16 protein-coding genes are annotated in these 17474 nt (G+C 60.3%); 12 read left to right on the top strand and 4 right to left on the bottom strand.

Translation table 11 applies throughout. From position 1 onward, the window contains the following. Positions 1-19: 19 nt before the first annotated feature. From ACSQ2Z_RS20805 to ACSQ2Z_RS20790, 4 genes are read right to left on the bottom strand one after another with little or no spacing between them, the layout of a single operon-like run. Positions 20-871 carry a metal ABC transporter permease gene (locus ACSQ2Z_RS20805; protein ID WP_436083181.1) on the bottom strand — a complete coding sequence of 284 codons (852 nt, stop codon included), beginning with the start codon at positions 869-871 and terminating at the stop codon, positions 20-22. After that, positions 868-1728: a metal ABC transporter permease gene (locus ACSQ2Z_RS20800; protein ID WP_436083180.1), complete on the bottom strand. Its 861-nt coding sequence runs from the start codon at positions 1726-1728 to the stop codon at positions 868-870. Before ACSQ2Z_RS20800 ends, ACSQ2Z_RS20805 begins: the two co-directional genes overlap by 4 nt. Continuing rightward, a complete protein-coding gene (locus tag ACSQ2Z_RS20795) occupies positions 1725-2660 on the bottom strand; it encodes a manganese/iron ABC transporter ATP-binding protein (RefSeq protein WP_436083179.1) in 936 nt (311 codons plus the stop codon). Before ACSQ2Z_RS20795 ends, ACSQ2Z_RS20800 begins: the two co-directional genes overlap by 4 nt. Then, complete coding sequence (locus ACSQ2Z_RS20790) at positions 2657-3562, bottom strand: metal ABC transporter substrate-binding protein (protein ID WP_436083178.1); 906 nt, start codon at positions 3560-3562, stop codon at positions 2657-2659. Before ACSQ2Z_RS20790 ends, ACSQ2Z_RS20795 begins: the two co-directional genes overlap by 4 nt. Before the next feature lie 122 nt (positions 3563-3684). Between ACSQ2Z_RS20790 and ACSQ2Z_RS20785 the strand changes: the two genes are divergently transcribed. The 12 genes from ACSQ2Z_RS20785 (at position 3685) to ACSQ2Z_RS20730 (ending at position 17360) form a co-directional block, all read left to right on the top strand. Further along, positions 3685-4113: a Fur family transcriptional regulator gene (locus ACSQ2Z_RS20785; RefSeq protein ID WP_065774062.1), complete on the top strand. Its 429-nt coding sequence runs from the start codon at positions 3685-3687 to the stop codon at positions 4111-4113. 406 nt (positions 4114-4519) lie between these two features. Continuing rightward, positions 4520-5263, top strand: coding sequence for a FadR/GntR family transcriptional regulator (locus ACSQ2Z_RS20780; RefSeq protein ID WP_436084106.1), 744 nt, complete (start codon positions 4520-4522; stop codon positions 5261-5263). 39 nt (positions 5264-5302) lie between these two features. Beyond that, complete coding sequence (locus ACSQ2Z_RS20775; protein ID WP_436083177.1) at positions 5303-6277, top strand: sialic acid TRAP transporter substrate-binding protein SiaP; 975 nt, start codon at positions 5303-5305, stop codon at positions 6275-6277. Between the two features lie 67 nt (positions 6278-6344). Continuing rightward, positions 6345-6917 carry a TRAP transporter small permease gene (locus tag ACSQ2Z_RS20770; RefSeq protein ID WP_436083176.1) on the top strand — a complete coding sequence of 191 codons (573 nt, stop codon included), beginning with the start codon at positions 6345-6347 and terminating at the stop codon, positions 6915-6917. A gap of 3 nt (positions 6918-6920) precedes the next feature. Continuing rightward, on the top strand, positions 6921-8330 hold the full coding sequence (locus ACSQ2Z_RS20765; protein ID WP_436083175.1) for a TRAP transporter large permease: 1410 nt from the start codon (positions 6921-6923) through the stop codon (positions 8328-8330). A gap of 11 nt (positions 8331-8341) precedes the next feature. Further along, positions 8342-9385: an L-idonate 5-dehydrogenase gene (locus ACSQ2Z_RS20760; RefSeq protein WP_436083174.1), complete on the top strand. Its 1044-nt coding sequence runs from the start codon at positions 8342-8344 to the stop codon at positions 9383-9385. An 8-nt stretch (positions 9386-9393) separates the two neighbouring features. Next, positions 9394-10590: a mannonate dehydratase gene (gene uxuA / locus ACSQ2Z_RS20755; protein WP_436083173.1), complete on the top strand. Its 1197-nt coding sequence runs from the start codon at positions 9394-9396 to the stop codon at positions 10588-10590. Positions 10591-10592: 2 nt separating this feature from the next. After that, complete coding sequence (locus ACSQ2Z_RS20750) at positions 10593-12038, top strand: mannitol dehydrogenase family protein (RefSeq protein WP_436083172.1); 1446 nt, start codon at positions 10593-10595, stop codon at positions 12036-12038. A 352-nt stretch (positions 12039-12390) separates the two neighbouring features. Further along, positions 12391-13593: an NAD-dependent formate dehydrogenase gene (locus ACSQ2Z_RS20745; protein WP_436083171.1), complete on the top strand. Its 1203-nt coding sequence runs from the start codon at positions 12391-12393 to the stop codon at positions 13591-13593. A 442-nt stretch (positions 13594-14035) separates the two neighbouring features. After that, entirely contained in the window at positions 14036-14395 is a 360-nt protein-coding gene (locus ACSQ2Z_RS20740; RefSeq protein ID WP_436084105.1) for an SPW repeat protein, read from the top strand. A gap of 251 nt (positions 14396-14646) precedes the next feature. Continuing rightward, positions 14647-15084 (top strand): hypothetical protein, encoded by a 438-nt coding sequence (locus tag ACSQ2Z_RS20735; RefSeq protein ID WP_436083170.1) that lies wholly within the window; start codon positions 14647-14649, stop codon positions 15082-15084. A gap of 251 nt (positions 15085-15335) precedes the next feature. After that, positions 15336-17360, top strand: a complete 2025-nt coding sequence (locus ACSQ2Z_RS20730; RefSeq protein WP_436084104.1) for a bifunctional diguanylate cyclase/phosphodiesterase — start codon at positions 15336-15338, stop codon at positions 17358-17360. The last annotated feature ends 114 nt before the right edge of the window (positions 17361-17474 follow it).

Here is a 17474-nt window from a genome sequence, read left to right as displayed (position 1 = left end):
CGCAAAGCGGTGCTCACGGTTACTCGACGATGGTCCGCTGCGCCTCGATGCGTGCCGTTCGCCAGGAGGACCAGGCAAAGGCGACGACGAACATTGCGGTCATCAGAAGCACGATGGTCGGTGCCGGCGCGCTGTCGATGAAGAACGAGACGTAGACGCCAGAGAATGACGCCACCGTCGCAACGAGCACGGCAGCGATCAACATGCCGCCCATGGTGCGGGTGATCAGAAAGGCAATGGCGCCGGGCGCGATCAGCATCGCGATGGCGAGAATCAGTCCGACGGCTTTCAAGGCCCCGACGATCGTGAGCGACAGGATGGCAAGCAGCCCGTAGTGCAGCCAGTTGACACGCAGGCCGACGGCCCTTGCCTGGGCGGGATCGAAGGCATGCAGCAGGAAATCGCGCCATTTGACCGCAAGGATGCCGGCCGCCAGGAACGCAATCAGGCCGGTCTCAATGATATCCGGCCAGCCGATACCAAGCATGTCGCCGAAGAGGATGTGATCGAGGTGCACGTCGCTCTGGATCTTGGTGTAGAGCACCAGTCCGAAGCCGAACATGCCGGAGAAGACCACGCCCATCACCGTATCCTGCTTGATGCGGCTGTTTTCCTTGAGGTAGCCCGTCAGAAGCGCGCAGGACATGCCGGCGGCAAAGGCGCCAACGGCAAGCGGCAGGCCGACGATGTAGGAGATGACGATACCAGGAAAGACCGCATGCGAGATCGCGTCGCCCATCAGCGACCAGCCCTTCAGCACGAGAAAGCAGGAGAGCATCGCCGTCGGGATCGCCACCAGCACCGAGATCAGAAGCGCGTTGCGCATGAACTCGAATTCGAAGACGGCAAGCAGCATGTCGAGCGAGATCATCGGGCAACCTCCAGCGCTTCGGCACTGCGCCTGCGGGCGGCAAGCAGGCCGTGCTTTGGGGCAAGCACGAAGGCTAAGAGGAAGATCAGCGTTTGCAGCACGATGATGATGCCGCCGGTGGCGCCGTCAAGGAAATAGCTGAAATACGCGCCGAAGAAGCTCGTCAGCGCGCCAATCGCCACGCTGATCGTGATCAGCCGGGGAAACCGGTCGGTAAGCAGATAGGCGGTCGCGCCGGGGGTTACCACCATGGCGATGACGAGAAAGGCGCCGACGGTCTGTAGCGCTGCGACCGTACAAGCCGAAAGCAAGGTGAAGAACAGCACCTTCAAAAAGGACGTCGGAATCCCGATCGAGCGCGCATGGCTCTCATCGAAGAAGGTGACCATCAGATCCTTCCATTTGGCCGTGAGAATGACGAGCGAAACAGTGCCGATGATTGCCAGTTGCAGCGTATCGGCAGGTGTGATGGCGAGAATATTGCCGAGCACGATCGTCTGAATGTTCACCGAGGTCGGCGACAGCGAGACCATGAACAGTCCAAGGCCAAAGAAGGAGGTGAAAATCAGTCCGATGATGGCGTCCTCTTTCAGCCGGGTGCGCTGGTTGAGGAAGAGCATCGCCCCGGCTGCGAGCGTGCCGGAGAAAAACGCACCGAGCGAAAAGGGAAGGCCCAGCATGTAGGCGCCGGCGACGCCCGGAACGATCGAGTGCGAGAGCGCGTCGCCGATCAGCGACCAGCCTTTCAGCATCAGGTAGGATGACAGGAAGGCGCAGACGGCGCCGACCAGCGCGCTTACCCACATGGCGTTCACCATATAGCCGTAGGTGAAGGGCTCCCAAAGCGAAGCGATCATTTGCCGTCCGCCTCCGGCTCGGTCTCGGGCTTCGCCGGCTGCGATACCATCTGACCCTTGGCGCCGTACATGACCAGCGGCCGCTCGTCGTCGCTGATGACGGAAAGCTGGCGCGGATCGGCATCATCGTGCAGGTTTTGGCCACCGAGCACGAAATGGCGAAGGACGCCACCGAAGGCGAGTTCGAGATTCTCGCGCGTGAAGGTGGTGTCGGTCAGGCCGTAAGCGAGCACGGTGTTTTTCAGAAGCACGGTGCGATCGCAGAATTCCGGCACGCTGCCGAGGTTGTGGGTGGAGACCAGCATGACCCGGCCTTCGTCGCGTAGCCCGAGCAGGAGGCGGATGATCGCGTCCTCGGTCTTGACGTCGACGCCGGTGAAGGGTTCGTCGAGCAGGATGACGCGGCCGTCCTGCGCAAGCGCACGGGCGAGGAAGACGCGCTTCTTCTGGCCACCCGAAAGCTCGCCGATCTGCCGCGTGCGGAAATCACTCATGCCGACACGGGCAAGCGCGGCTTCGACAGCCTCATGATCGCCCTTCTTGGGGATACGCAGCATGTTCATGTGGCCGTAACGGCCCATCATCACCACGTCCTCGACAAGAACCGGGAAGTTCCAGTCGACCTCTTCGGCCTGCGGTACATAGGCGACGAGGTTTTTCTTCAGTGCTTCCGGCACCGAAAGGCCGAGGATGGAAATCTCTCCGCGTGCCAGCCGGGTAAAACCCATGACCGCCTTGAACAGGGTCGACTTGCCACTGCCATTGACGCCGACCAGCGCCGTGATGGTTCCGGTCGGGATTTCGAACGATGCATCGTGCAGCGCCCGATGGCCGTTGCGATAGGTGACAGTGACGCCGGCGGCGCGGATACCCCCGCCCGCGTCACCCGACGCAGGCGCTTTGCTGGGTCGGGCCTTGACCTGAAGGTTCATTGCGAAAGGCCTTTCGCGATGGTTTCGGATGTGACGCGCAAAAGATCGATATAGGTCGGGACCGGACCGTCCGCCTCGCTGAGCGAGTCGACATAGAGTACGCCGCCATATTTTGCCCCCGTCTCGCGCGCGACCTGCTGGGCCGGATCGGGAGAGATCGTGCTTTCAGAGAAGACGACAGGGATATTGTTGGCGCGAACGGCGTCGATCACCTTGCGCACCTGTTGCGGCGTGCCCTGCTGGTCGGCGTTGATCGGCCAAAGATAAAGTTCCTTCATGCCGAAGTCGCGCGTCAGATAGCTGAAGGCACCCTCGCTCGATACCAGCCAGCGCTTTTCCTCGGGGATCTTGCTGATCTCGGCACGGATAGGCTCGATCGTCGCTTCGATCCTCTTCTTGTAGGCCTCGGCGTTGGCTTTGTAGGTCTCGGCATTGGCCGGGTCATACTTCACGAAGGCGTCGCGGATATTGTCAACATAAATCAGCGCGGCAGAGGGCGACATCCAGGCATGGGGGTTCGGCTTACCGCTATAGGGTCCTTCGGCAATGCCCATGGGCTCGACACCTTCGGACAGGACGGCACCAGGCATATCGTCAAAGTTCTGGAAGAACTTTTCAAACCAGAGTTCCAGGTTGAGGCCGTTCCACAGGATTAGCTTGGCATCATGCGCCTTCAGGATGTCGCGCGGCGTCGGCTGGTAGTTGTGGATCTCGGCACCCGGTTTGGTGATCGATTCGACGATTGCAGCGTCACCCGCAACGTTCTTTGCCATGTCTGCAATCACCGTGAATGTGGTGACGGCCTTGAATTTCTCCTGCGCCCAGGCCGCGCCGGGAACGACCGCGAAAGCTGCCAGCGCCGTTGCTGCTGCCAGAATCGCGCGTCTCGTCTGATCGATCATCCCATACTCCCTGATGTTGTCGGCGACAGAACTAGGCGAATGCTTTGCATAAGTCAATGCACATGCGAAGCATTTGCAACTAGCTATTTTCAAAGCCACCGCCCTTGGCTAGGGTTGAATCCATGAAACAGAACAAGAATCGTGTCGAGGAACTGGAAGGCGTCCTGCGGGACGGTGGTGTGCGCGTGACACGTCAGCGCGCGGCAATCCTGAAGATTCTCGCCACCGCCGAAGACCACCCGGATGCAAGCGAATTGCACCGCCGTGCGAAAGAAATCGATGCAACCGTCTCGCTCTCGACGGTCTACAGAACGCTTTCCGCGCTCGAACAGCAGGGGGTCGTGCATCGCCATGCTTTCGAAAGCGCCACGGCCCGCTTCGAAACCGCCGATGCGCCACATCATGACCACCTGATCGATATTGATACGGGTGCCGTCATCGAATTCCGCTCCGACAAGATCGAGCAATTGCAAGCGGAGATCGCCGCGGAACTCGGCTACGACCTCGTCCGCCACAGACTGGAACTCTACTGCCGCAAGCGCAAGGACTGACAAAAGCGGTCCGAACATTTTCAGACAAAGATTTCTGTTCGAGCAGGAGTTCAAACTTCATATCTTCGGCAGTGATGTCCCCTACCCCGCCAGTGGCCATGGCGACTGTAGCAGGGTTTGCAGGGGTTCTGCCTGATTTCCTCCTGGGATTTGCAACGCGCTTCGCAGCGCTCGGACTGCGATTAATCAAATCACCATTCTGGATGGCTGGGCGAATTTTCACTTAGCCTGCCCGAGAGGAACCAAGGCATTGGGTCTGCCCGTTACTCTGCGGGCGCACGTAGTAAGCCGCCTCCGAACTGCAGGTTGACTTATCTTCAATGGCGAGTAGTGTACTGAATATTGGTATGACCACCTGGCCAACTGACCTCTTGCGTCAGCATCGTCGGGACTTTCGAGGAAGATGATGTTCTCTGCCGTGGAATCGCGCCGCCTCTATCGCCAGGTAGCGGACCAGATGCGAAGCCTGATCGAACGAGGCGAACTGTCGCCCGGCTCTCGCCTTCCAGCCGAGCGCGAGCTGGCCCAGATGCTCGGCGTATCCCGCCCGACTGTCCGGGAAGCGCTTATCGTGCTGGAAGTTGAAGGCTTTGTGGATATCCGCATGGGCTCGGGCATCTATGTAACGGCACGCAAGGTGCCGTCGGCCGACCTGCCGCCGGAGGATTTCGAAGGGCCATTTGAATTGCTGAGGGCGCGGGCTGTCGTGGAATGCGCGGTGGCCGAAGAGGCTGCCCGGCTGGTGCGGCCGGAGCATATCGCGCTGATGGACGATAACTTGACGAAGATGGCAGCCGCACTCGAGGACCGGCGCCTGGCTCTCGCGCTCGATCGCGACTTTCACGTCATCGTCTCCGGCATCATCGCCAATGCGACCCTCAATCGCTTCATCGGCAACATCCACGACATGCGCATGACCCCTTATTTCGAGAAGCTCGCCAGCTATTTCGAAAACACCGAAACCTGGCGAGCCGCGATGGAGGAGCATCGCGCCATCCGCGACGCGATCGCAGCCGGCGATCCGAGCGCCGCGCGGACCGCGATGCGTGCGCATCTCGATCAATCTCAGCTTCGCCTGTCGAAGAGTTTCGAGGAGGAACCGTCCGACAGCACGATACCGGCCGCATGGAGGCGTGTCGGGGGCAATTAGCCACAGGACCAATGACTTCAACTTGGGAGGAGAACGAAGATGAAGTTCAGACTGACAATGCTGGTGGGTGCAACAGTGACCATCTTAGCCTCGGCCCTCACGGCTCAGGCCGAGACGGTGCTCAAATGGGCACATGTCTACGAGACATCGGAACCATTCCACACCGAATCCGCCTGGGCGGCCGAAGAGATCGGCAAACGCACCGAGGGCCGCTACAAGATCGATGTCTTCCCGGCCTCGCAGCTCGGCAAGGAAGCCGATCTCAACCAAGGCCTGAAGCTCGGCACGGTTGACATCATCATTTCCGGCTCGAGTTTTGCGGCGCGCGAATATGCGCCGATCGGCGTCACTTATTACCCCTACACGTTTCGCGATCCCGCGCATCTCATCGCTTACACCAAAAGCGATGTATTCAAGAGACTGGCCAAGGGATATGAGGACGCTTCGGGCAATCATATTGCCGCAGTCACCTATTACGGCACGCGCCAGACGACATCGAACCGGCCGATCAGCAAATGCTCCGACATGCAGGGTCTGAAGATGCGCGTCCCGGACGTGCCGGCCTATCTCGCCATGCCACGCGCCTGCGGCGCCAATACCACACCCATCGCCTTTGCCGAGGTCTACCTCGCGCTGCAGAACGGTACGGTCGAGGCGCAGGAAAACCCCCTGACCACGATCGATGCGAAGAAGTTCTATGAGGTGCAGAAGCATATCGTTCTCACCGGCCATATCGTCGACCATCTGAACACGCTGGTGTCGAAGAGCTTGTGGTCGCAGCTTTCCGACGCCGACAAGCAGATCTTCACCGAGGTCATGCAGGAGGCTGCCGAGCGCAGCACCAAGATCATCGAGGAGCGTGAAAAGAGCCTGGTCGCGACGTTCAAGGAGCGTGGCATCGAGGTCACCGAAGTCGACAAGGCCGATTTCGAAAAGACCGTCGTGGAAAATGTCGCGCTCGAGGACTTCGGCTACAACAAGGCAGACTGGGAGGCCATCCGCGCCGTCAAGTGAGCCATCGATGCCGGCTGCCCGCAAGAGCCGCCGGCATTCCGCCCCTCTTTTCGTCGGATGATCTCCCATGCAACAAGAAATCCATTCGCTGATAACGCCGGAGGAAATCGCCCATTCCTTCGAGGATGCCGCGCCGGTCGCCGATGTGTCGCATTATGCCGTCGAGGACTGGATCACGCTCGCCATCTTCTGGGTGATGACGGCCTGCGTCTTCCTGCAGTTCTTCACCCGCTACGTGCTCAACGACTCCTATGCATGGACAGAGGAGATCGCGATCAACTGCCTGATTTGCGTCGTGTTCCTGGGCTCTGTCATGTGCGTTCGCGTATCTCGCCACATCCAGGTCGACGTCCTCTATCACTATTTGCCGCGGCAACTGGCCAGAGGACTGGCGATCTTCGTGGACGTCGTTCGTATCGGCTTCTTCGCTTATGCCTGTTGGCTGATGTGGCGCTATGTTGCGATCGTCCACGGCGAGCGCATGGTGACCGTCAACCTGCCGCGCAACATCGTCTTCTACAGCGTGATGGCCGGCTTCGTGCTGATGCTCGTCCGCTCCACCCAGGTTTTCATCGCCAATCAGCGCCGCGGTTATTCGGTTCTCGAAAGGCCCGAGGAATTTCAGAAGGTTGAGGATTGATCCATGCTTCTGCTCGTCGGCTCATTTCTCGTCTTGATGGTGGTGGGCCTGCCCGTTGCCATTTCCATGGCCGTGGCCTCCGTTCTCTACCTCGTCTTTTATAATGTCGCGCCAGACATCATTGCCGCGCAGCGGATGATCGCCGGGGTCGAGAGCTTTCCGCTGCTCGCCGTTCCCTTCTTCATTCTCGCGGGCAACCTGATGAATTCCGCCGGCGTCACCGGCCGCATCTATTCCTTTGCCGTCGCCCTGGTCGGCTGGATGAAGGGCGGGCTTGCCCAAGTCAACATCATCGGCTCGGTGATTTTTTCAGGCATGTCGGGCACGGCGCTCGCCGACGCCGCCGGCATCGGCACGATCGAGATCAAGGCGATGAAGGACCATGGCTATCCCGTCGAGACAGCCGTCGGCGTCACCGCCGCCTCGGCGACGCTTGGCCCGATCTTCCCACCGTCTCTGCCCTTCGTCATCTATGGCATGATGGCCAATGTCTCGATCGGCGCGCTGTTCATGGCGGGTATCGTGCCGGGCGTGGTCATGACCGTCCTGATGATGGTGACCGTCGCGATCTTCGCTTACCGGCGTGGCTGGGGTTCGGACACTCCGTTCGAGATGAAACGCCTGTTGTCAGCATCGCTCGAGGTCGTGGTGGTCTTCTCCGTGCCGCTCCTGATCTTCCTCCTGATGTCGGCCGGCCTGTCGATGAACGTCGCCGTTGGCATCGCGCTTGCCGCGCTGCTCGCCATCGACTGGTACTTCGACTTCTCCGCCGTCATGGCGCTGATGACTCCGGTCATCCTGATCGGCGGCATGACGATGGGGTGGTTCACGCCGACGGAGGCTGCCGTTGCCGCCGTGCTGTGGTCGCTGTTCCTCGGGCTGTTGCGCTACCGGACGATGACGTTCTCGACACTGGCCCGCGCCACCTTCGACACGATCGAAACCACGGCGTCGGTGTTGTTCATCGTAACAGCCGCCTCCATCTTCGCGTGGCTGCTGACGGTCAGCCAGGCCGCCCAGATGCTCTCGGGCGCGATCCTGACGATCACCGACAACAAGTGGGTGTTCCTCATCCTGGTCAATCTACTGATGCTGTTCGTCGGCTGCTTCCTCGACACGATCGCCGCGATCACCATATTGGTCCCGATCCTGCTGCCGCTGGTGACCCAGTTCGACATCGATCCGGTGCATTTCGGCCTGATCATGACGCTGAACCTGATGATCGGCCTGCTGCATCCGCCCCTTGGCATGGTACTCTTCGTGCTGTCGCGAGTAGCCAAGCTGTCGGTCGAGCGGACCACGATGGCGATCCTGCCCTGGCTCGTTCCGCTGTTCGTCGCGCTCATCCTGATCACCTTCGTTCCAGCTGTCACGCTTTGGCTGCCGACCGAGGTCGGGTTGATCCGCCGATGAGGAGAAAAATCATGCAGGCGCGTCTCGCACGCCTCCACGGCCGACGCGACTTGAGGGTGGAGGTGGCCGACGTCGCCGAACCGGGCGATGGGGAAGTGCTGCTGAAGATGGCGGCGGGCGGCATTTGCGGCTCAGACCTCCACTACTACCAGGATGGCGGCTTTGGTCCGGTGCGGGTTCGCGAGCCGATCGTTCCAGGGCATGAGGCGTCCGGCCATGTCGCGGCATTCGGCCCCAATGTCTCCGGGCTAGCACTTGGTGACCTCGTCGCTGTCAACCCGAGCCAGCCCTGCGGAAATTGCCGCTTCTGCCGGGAAGGCCTCGCGATTCATTGCCTGAACATGGAGTTCATGGGCAGCGCCATGCGCCTGCCCCATGCGCAGGGCATGTTCCGCGACTGGATGGTGGTTCCTGGTATCCAGTGCCTGCCTGTCGGCACACTGGTCAGCGCCGGCGAAGCCGCCTGCGCCGAACCACTCGCCGTCTGCCTGCATGCTGTGGCCCAAGCCGGGGATATTAGCGGCAAGCATGTGCTGGTCACCGGCGCGGGGCCGATCGGCGCGCTGGTGGTCGCCGCCGTCCGCCATGCCGGTGCGGAAACGATCGTGGTGACGGACCTCGCCGACGCCGCCCTTGAGCGGGCATCTGCCTGCGGTGCTACCCGCATCATCAATGTCCGCCGCAATCCCGAGCAACTCACGGCCTATGAAGCCGACAAGGGCCAGTTCGACATCGTGTTCGAATGCTCTGCCGCCGAACCGGCTCTGCGCAGCGCGATCGCGACGGTCAGGCCACGCGGCCTGATCGTACAGGTCGGCGTCACGGGCGACATCACATTTCCGCTGAATGCCCTGGTCGGCAAGGAGTTGCGGCTGATCGGATCGCAGAGGTTCGACAGTGAATTCCCCCTTGCCGTCGGGCTTATCGCAGATCGCCGGATTGACGTCCGGCCAATCATTTCCCACACATTCCCGGTCGATCAGGCAGTCGACGCCTTCGAGCAGGCCGGCGACCGCTCGGCTGCCTGCAAGGTGCAGCTCAGCTTTCTGGCTTAGGAGTTCACATGCGACATACATGGCGTTGGTTCGGCCCGGTGGACCGGGTGAGCGTGCAGGATGCGGCTCAGGCTGGCGCGCATGGTATCGTCAGCGCGCTGCATCATATTCCGACCGGGGACGTCTGGCCGTTGGACGAGATCGCCAAGCGGCAGGATCAGGTCCGTGCCGGCGGCCTGGAATGGGAGATCGTCGAAAGCATTCCCGTCTCGGAAAGCATCAAGACGCAGACTGGTCCCTGGCGCGAACATATCGCCAACTGGCAGGAAACGTTACGCCGTCTCTCGGTCGCCGGCATCCGCACGGTCTGCTACAACTTCATGCCGGTTCTCGATTGGACGCGCACGGATCTGCGCTGGACCACGCGGCATGGTGCAAAAGCCATGCGCTTCGACCGGATCGATTTCGTCGCCTTCGACCTGCATCTCCTGGAGCGGGCAGGCGCCGCAAAGGACTATGACGCAGGGACGTGCGAGCAGGCGCAACGGCGATTCCGCGAGATGAACGACGCGCGCAAACTGGGCCTGTCACGCAATATCGGCGCGGGTCTTCCGGGTTCCGCCGACGGCTACAGCCTCCCGCAGCTCAGGGCGCATCTGGAGACCTATGCCGGGATCAGCCGAGAAAAGCTGCAGCGTCATCTCATCGATTTTCTCACCGAGGTGACGCCGGTGGCGGAGCAGGTCGGCATCAATATCTGCGCCCATCCGGACGATCCGCCCTGGGCGCTGCTCGGGCTGCCGCGTATCCTGTCGAGCGCCGAGGATTATACCTTCATGCTGCGTGAGATCGACAGTACTGCGAACGGGGTCACCTTCTGCACGGGCTCGCTTGGTGCCCGCGCCGCCAATGACCTGCCGGCCATGGTGCGTCAGTTCGCGCCTCGCATCCACTTTATCCATCTTCGCAATGTCCGCCGCGAGGAGCTTAAGACACCCTGCTCGTTCTACGAGGACGAACACCTTGAGGGCGACACCGATATGGTGGCGGTGATTGCCGAGTTCCTCTCGGAAGAAAAGCGGCGGCGCGCCGAGGGGCGGACGGACCACCAGATTCCCATGCGCCCCGACCACGGCCAGGAGATTCTCGACGATCTGACACGCGGCGCCCAGCCCGGCTATCCGGCGATTGGCCGCCTGAAGGGGCTTGCCGAACTGCGCGGTATCGAACGCGCCTTGTCGCACGCGACCTATGGATTGGGCTGAACATGGAGCGTTTGTCCGCCGCGACCCGACTGCCCGCCGCTGTTGTCACGCCCCGCTATGATCGCGGGGCCCTGAAACCCGGCATCCTGCATATCGGCTTCGGCGCATTTCACCGGGCGCACCAGGCCGTCTATACCGACAGTGCCTTGACCGAGTGTTTCGGTGATTGGGGCATTATCGGTGTCAGCCTGCGGTCTCTCGACGCGATCCGGGACCTGAGGGCGCAGGACCATCTGTTTTCGGTGGCGAGCCGCGGAGCCACCGGCGCCGAAGTTAGGATCATCGGCTCGGTCGTTGGTGGACTGCGTGCCATCGAGGACCACCAGGTGCTGCTCGCTCGCCTGGCCGATCCTGCAATCCGCATCGTGTCGATCACCATTACCGAGAAGGCTTATGGCATCGATCCGGTCACCGGCGGCCTCGACCGCCAGCATCCGGCGATCGCAGCCGATCTCCTCTGCCCGGACATACCGACCGGTGTGATCGGCTTTATAGTCGAAGGTCTGGCGCGTCGGCACTCCGCCGGCTTTCCGCCCTTTACCGTCCTTTGCTGCGATAACCTGCCGACCAACGGCCGCGTCGTCCGTCGTCTTGTGATCGAAATGGCGGCAGCACGAGACCCTACGCTCGCCGGCTGGATATCCGACCACGGAGCCTTCCCCTCGAGCATGGTGGACCGCATCGTTCCGGCGGCCACGGCGCAGACGCGGGAGCGCACAGCGGCATTGCTCGGGGCCGAAGACAAGCTCGCGCTCGACACTGAACCGTTCATGCAATGGGTGGTTGAAGATCATTTCGCCGCGGGCCGCCCCGCCTGGGAGGCAGCCGGCGCGCTCCTCGTCAGCGATGTCGAGCCCTATGAGAAGATGAAGCTCAGACTGCTGAACGGCGCCCATTCGATGATCGCCTATCTCGGTCAATTGGCGGGGCTCGACTATGTTCGTGACGTGATGGCCGTTCCGCACTATCAGAGCAAGGTCCGGCAATACATGGAAGCGGCGGCTCGAACGCTCGACCCGGTGCCGGGCATCGACCTCGAGGCTTACCAGGAGCAGCTGATGCAGCGGTTCGCCAATCCGACGATTGCCCACCGCACGCGGCAGATCGCCATGGATGGCAGCCAGAAACTGCCACAGAGGATATTCGCCGCAGCGGTGGACGATCTCGCAGCGGGGCGCGACGGCGCCGTATTCGCCAATGCCACCGCACTGTGGATAACCTATGTGCTCCAAACACCGGATGTAGAAGACCCGCGCCGACACGAACTGAAAGTGGCGGCCGCCGAAGCCATCGACACCGGCGCCCCGTCCGCCTTTTTCGCCGTTCCTGGTCTCTTTCCTCCTGTACTGGTCGAAGACAGAGCCTGGCGAAACCGACTGAACCGTGAGCTCAAGGGGATGGAAAGCGTGTACTCCGGGGTGTCATCGGACGTTTGGACCTGCAGCTAAAGATAAACAAGGACGGACGGCTGACGAAGATCCCCGTCCGGCACCCGGCGATTTGAGCGCACGCTGCCTCCGAATAGCGCAGCGGCAACGTTCGCCGTCATTGCCATAGGTGACGGTCAATAGCAGGGCCAAATCTTGATTTGTGCGTATCGGCGTAACGTGAGAGAATTGCAATGTCCCGCAAGAGCAGCTTCACAAAGCTGGCGATCCAGGGGCGGGGAACACAAAGAGCCGGAGTCTCTCGGGCTCGGCCCGAGAACGTCTCGCTCACCCATGACGATCCATATCCACTGACTTTGCCCGGGCTTTGTCAGCGGCGTTTTCTGTTGTCAGCATCAGAAAGGAAACGACCATGGCCAAAATAGTTTGTGTTCTCTATGACGATCCAGTCGATGGATATCCGACATCTTATGCACGCGACGACCTGCCAAAGATTGATCACTATCCAGGCGGTCAGACTCTCCCCACACCAAAGGCGATCGACTTTCAGCCCGGAGTTTTGCTTGGAAGCGTTTCGGGTGAACTGGGCCTGCGACCATATCTTGAATCGCTTGGCCACACGCTGGTCGTCACGTCCGACAAGGATGGGCCTAACTCCGTCTTCGAAAGGGAACTGCAGGACGCCGAAATCGTGATTTCGCAACCCTTCTGGCCCGCATATTTAACTGCCGAACGTATGGCCAAGGCACCGAAGCTCAAATTAGCAATCACAGCAGGCATCGGATCAGACCATGTTGATCTCCAAGCTGCGATCGAACGCGGCATGACCGTTGCGGAGGTGACGTATTGCAATTCCATCAGCGTCTCGGAACACGTCCTGATGATGATCCTCGGGTTGGTGAGAAACTACATTCCGTCCTATCAATGGGTGATCAAGGGCGGGTGGAACATCGCCGATTGTGCCGCCCGTTCTTATGACATTGAGGGAATGCATGTTGGAACGGTCGCCGCCGGGCGTATCGGCCTTGCCGTGCTGCGCCGCCTCAAACCCTTCGACGTGCATCTTCACTATCATGATCGGCACCGGCTTCCGGAAGCGGTCGAAAAAGAGCTCGACGTCGTGTGGCATGCCACTATCGAAGATATGGTCAAGGTCTGCGATGTCGTGACCATCAACTGTCCGCTTCATCCGCAGACGGAAAACCTGTTCAACGAAAAAATGCTCTCGCAGATGAAACACGGTGCCTATCTGGTGAACACTGCCCGCGGCAAGATTTGCGATCGCGATGCTGTCGCCAGGGCATTGGAAAGCGGCCAGTTGGCTGGGTATGCGGGCGATGTCTGGTTTCCGCAGCCAGCACCGAAAGAACATCCCTGGCGCACCATGCCCCATCACGGGATGACGCCGCACATTGCCGGAACATCCCTGTCCGCCCAGGCGCGTTACGCCGCGGGGACACGGGAAATTCTTGAATGCTGGTTCGAAGGGCGGCCCATTCGCGAGGAATACCTGATCGTCGACGGTGGAAAACTCGCGGGCACCGGCGCCCATTCCTATAGTGCCGGCAACGCGACGGGCGGCTCCGAGGAAGCAGCGCGCTTCAAGAACAAATGAGCTGGTTGGATTCTTGTACCGCACGTCTCAAGCCGATGCAGGCAGGATCGCAATGTTTCCGGCCCGGCTGCGGGCAGAGTATGGACAACCCGCAGTCCGGTGATTGAACCAGCCTCATCGCCTAAATCGGTGAAAAACGGCTGGCATGTGAGCTGGCATGGGAGAGTGTCGAATCTTACAGATGAACGGCAACGCAGCGGATGTCATGGAACAACCTTTTCGCTCGCACCGCTCTCGCCACATGGCCAATCCAGTTTAAATCGTCGCTATGTCAAAAATTGTTCGGTTGAAAAAGGTGTTCAGGATCACGCGTGACTGCGTGATGGTGACGTTCCGCTGCCGCCATCTCTTGATGGTCGATCCGCTCAAAATTATTTTATTGTTAAGCGTGCCGGTCACGCGATATAATACTTCAATTAAGCTTCAGGCTTGGAGGTCTGACATGCCAAACGCTCTGATGGAAGGAAGGAAAGTCCAGGACTGGGCCAATCTGGTCTTGGCGGCATGTGTATTCATCTCGCCGTGGGTCATCGGCTTTGTGGCCGAAGCCATGCCGAGTTGGAACGCGTGGATCGTCGGGCTCCTGCTCGGCGGACTGGCGGTCGCGGCAATTTCGGCATTCGCCGAATGGGAAGAATGGGTAAACCTGGTGCTCGGTCTCTGGCTGGCCGCGTCGCCTTGGCTACTTGGCTTTACGGCCAATGTGAACGTGATGTGGACCAACGTGGTGCTTGGCTTGCTCGTCGCCGTCGTATCGCTCTGGGCAGTCTGGGATCATCATCATCCCCACGCTCACGCCTAAGCCCCGAACCCGGGCTAGCAAAGGCCCGCCGTACGAAGCGGCGGGCTGCAATTGAAAGCTTGCGACCCGAGGGAGGGACGTTCCTGTCTCGGGCGGGTATGAAATGATGTTAGATGCCAGCCGGTCAACGGGTTTAGAGAAATCAAAGCGATAGCATCGAACGCAACCCTTCATTAACGCAATTCCATTAGCTGGCCGTGCCCCGGCCCCTTGCGGGTTGAGCAAGCTAACTAATTCGAATTGTGAATGACATGCCCCGCCTCCCCGCCTCTTCTTCGGTTTTTCGCCAGAAAATTTCATCCTTTTGCGACATGCGCCTCGCCTGCGCGCTGTCGAGACACGACCACGAAAATCTCCGCAGTTACATGCTTGGCTTCATCACGCGGCGAGCGAGGCCGCCACAGCACGCCGGCAAGCTCGACTGGAAGGAAATTGCAGCGGCTTGCGATCTCAACAGCGAAAGTCTTCGTGTCGCAAAACGGGTCGCGCAGCACGGCTTCGAAGCGATTATCCGCTGGCTCGAGGAAACCGAGATCACCTCCGCCAATGCTCGGGTCACTCTGGCGAACGACGACCAGCAGCAGAAAAATTGTGGTCTTTTGATAGGGCCGACCGCCGGCTATGGCGCCCTGCACAGCCGACGGATGACCGTGCCAACTCTTAACCGCATATTAGACAGGCTATGCTAAGGCCCGCTTGCAGCGCCTCGCGGGCATGATGCCTTTCTGCAGTTTCCAATTTCGGGGACATGCCGACATTCCGTGAGCAAGGATTCTAGCAGGTGCAGAAATTCGTCTTTTCTGAGGGCAATCGCAGGCAGCTATCTGTCATTGCTGTGGCGACGGTGTTTATCCTCGTCGCCGCGGTGCTGGGCAGGCTGGTCGCCGGGTCGATCAATACGCTGACGACCACCGCCGACGCGATTGACGACGGACGTGCGATGCATGCCACCGCCGGGGCGTTGCAATCTCTTCGCAAACAGCTCGGCGCAACGCTTCGCGATAACGCCTATTGGGACGACGCGTTCGAACAGATTAACTCGGACGCACGCGTGGACTGGACGGTCGAGAACTGGGGTTCCACAACCGCTGACTATCCACTTTACGATACTGCGATTGTCGTCGACAGCCACAATCTGCCCGTTATCGCTTATCGCAACGGCATGCCGATGGATGTCCCGCCAGGACAGTTCTTCACCAGTTTCGAGCCTCTCCTGAATGCTGCAAGACGAGCCGGGTCATCGGATCCGGTTCCTGTGCACTTCGCCCACTCGTCGGCCGGAACAGCCTTGATCGGCGCGGCCGCCATTCAGCCGTTTGAGCGCGATCCTTTCAGCAAGCCCGAAGACTTTTACGTGCTTGTGTTTGCCAAGCATATCACACCACAAGTGGTCGCCGAGATATCGGAGAGCTTCAACATAGCCGGTCTCAGCCTCGACGCCTATCCCATTCCAGGACGGTTGGAGGCGATGCTGACGGACGTGGTCGGCAACAGGGTGGCCGTGTTCACTTGGCCTTCGGAAGCTCCTGGGACGAAAAGCTATGCAATGGTAAAAGGCGACCTACAGGCGGCAGGCGCCGTTCTTGCGCTTTTCCTGTGCGGTATCGGCGCAGCCGGGGCCATTACTGTCCGCAATCTGAAAGCGAGTGAAAGCCGCTCACGCTACAAGGCGCTGCATGATGCGCTTACGGGGCTGCTGAACCGTGCGGGCCTGCTCGAAAGCATTGCCAGTACATCGGCGAATTCGAATGACGTGGACATCAAGCTTCACTTCATCGACCTTGACGGCTTCAAGGCAGTTAATGATGCCTGGGGACACAGTGTCGGCGATGACCTCATCGTCGCGGTCGCGCACCGTTTGACCGACGCCCTCCCGGAGAATGCGGTCATCGCCCGATTGGGCGGTGACGAGTTCGGCGTCGTCACCATCGAGAATCCGCTCCTTCTGCCTACGCTCGATGTCGGCCAACAAATTCAGGTCGCCCTGGCAACGGTGTTTGAGATTGGCGGTCGCACGATCGAAATCGGTGCCAGCGTCGGTGTCGCAATCTCGCCGTCCGGCGAGGTCGAGACGGGCGAGCTTATCCGCCGCGCCGATATCGCGCTCTATCGCGCCAAGGACATTGGCCGCGGTGTGATCGTGGAATTCGAAGACAGCTTTGATGACGATACCAACAGACAGGCGGCCCTCGAAGCACAGCTGCGGACCACGCTGACGAATGGAGGCATTGATGTCTCGTTCCAGCCGCTTATCGATGCGAGGTCGGGCGCGATTTGTGGCGTGGAAGCACTTGCCCGCTGGGTCACGGAGGGTGGAGACCGGATTGGTCCCGACGTCTTCATCCCGTTGGCAGAGCGATCGGGCCTCATTGACCTACTCGGCATGCAGGTTCTGAAAAAGTCCCTCGAGGCGGCGGCCTCTTGGCCCGGCATCAGCCTGGCGGTCAACGTCTCGCCACTTCAGCTCAAAAACCCCAGATTTGTGAAACAGGTCACCGACGCGTTGGCGTTGGCACGCTTCGATCCCAGCCGCTTGAGCATCGAACTGACGGAAGGAGTGCTGATCTCCAACCCGGGCCAGGCACGCCGCGCCATAGATGGCCTGAAAGCTGCGGGCATCAAAATTGCCCTCGATGATTTTGGGTCGGGGTTTGCGAGTATTGGAACACTGCGCCAGTTCGGTTTCGATCGCATGAAAGTGGATCGTTCGCTGATCGTAGCACTTGACCACGACCAGAACGCCGGAGCGGTGCTGCACGCGACGATCGCTCTGGCGAATTCGCTCGACATACCCGTCACCGCCGAGGGGATCGAAACAGAAGCCCAGGCCCAGGTCCTTCGGGTGTCTGGTTGCGAAGCGCTACAGGGCTATCTATTCAGCAAACCGATCAGCGCTGAGCAGCTGACGGATGCATATTTCGCCAGCGGCGGCTGCGACCGTCATGAAGACCAGTCCGCCGCCTAGCGGGAATAAGGATGATCGCAGGGATGAGAGGCAGATGAACGGCCAGCGACAATCATCCCTGGACGGCTGCGACCTTGACAGCTCCGGTCACGGAAACGGCCACCTGTCTTCCAT

The sequence above is a fragment of the Pararhizobium sp. LjRoot235 genome (assembly GCF_964254145.1).
Classification (GTDB): Bacteria; Pseudomonadota; Alphaproteobacteria; order Rhizobiales; family Rhizobiaceae; genus Pararhizobium.
Note: the sequence above shows the minus strand (reverse complement) of the source record. Positions and strands in the feature narration are given on the sequence as shown.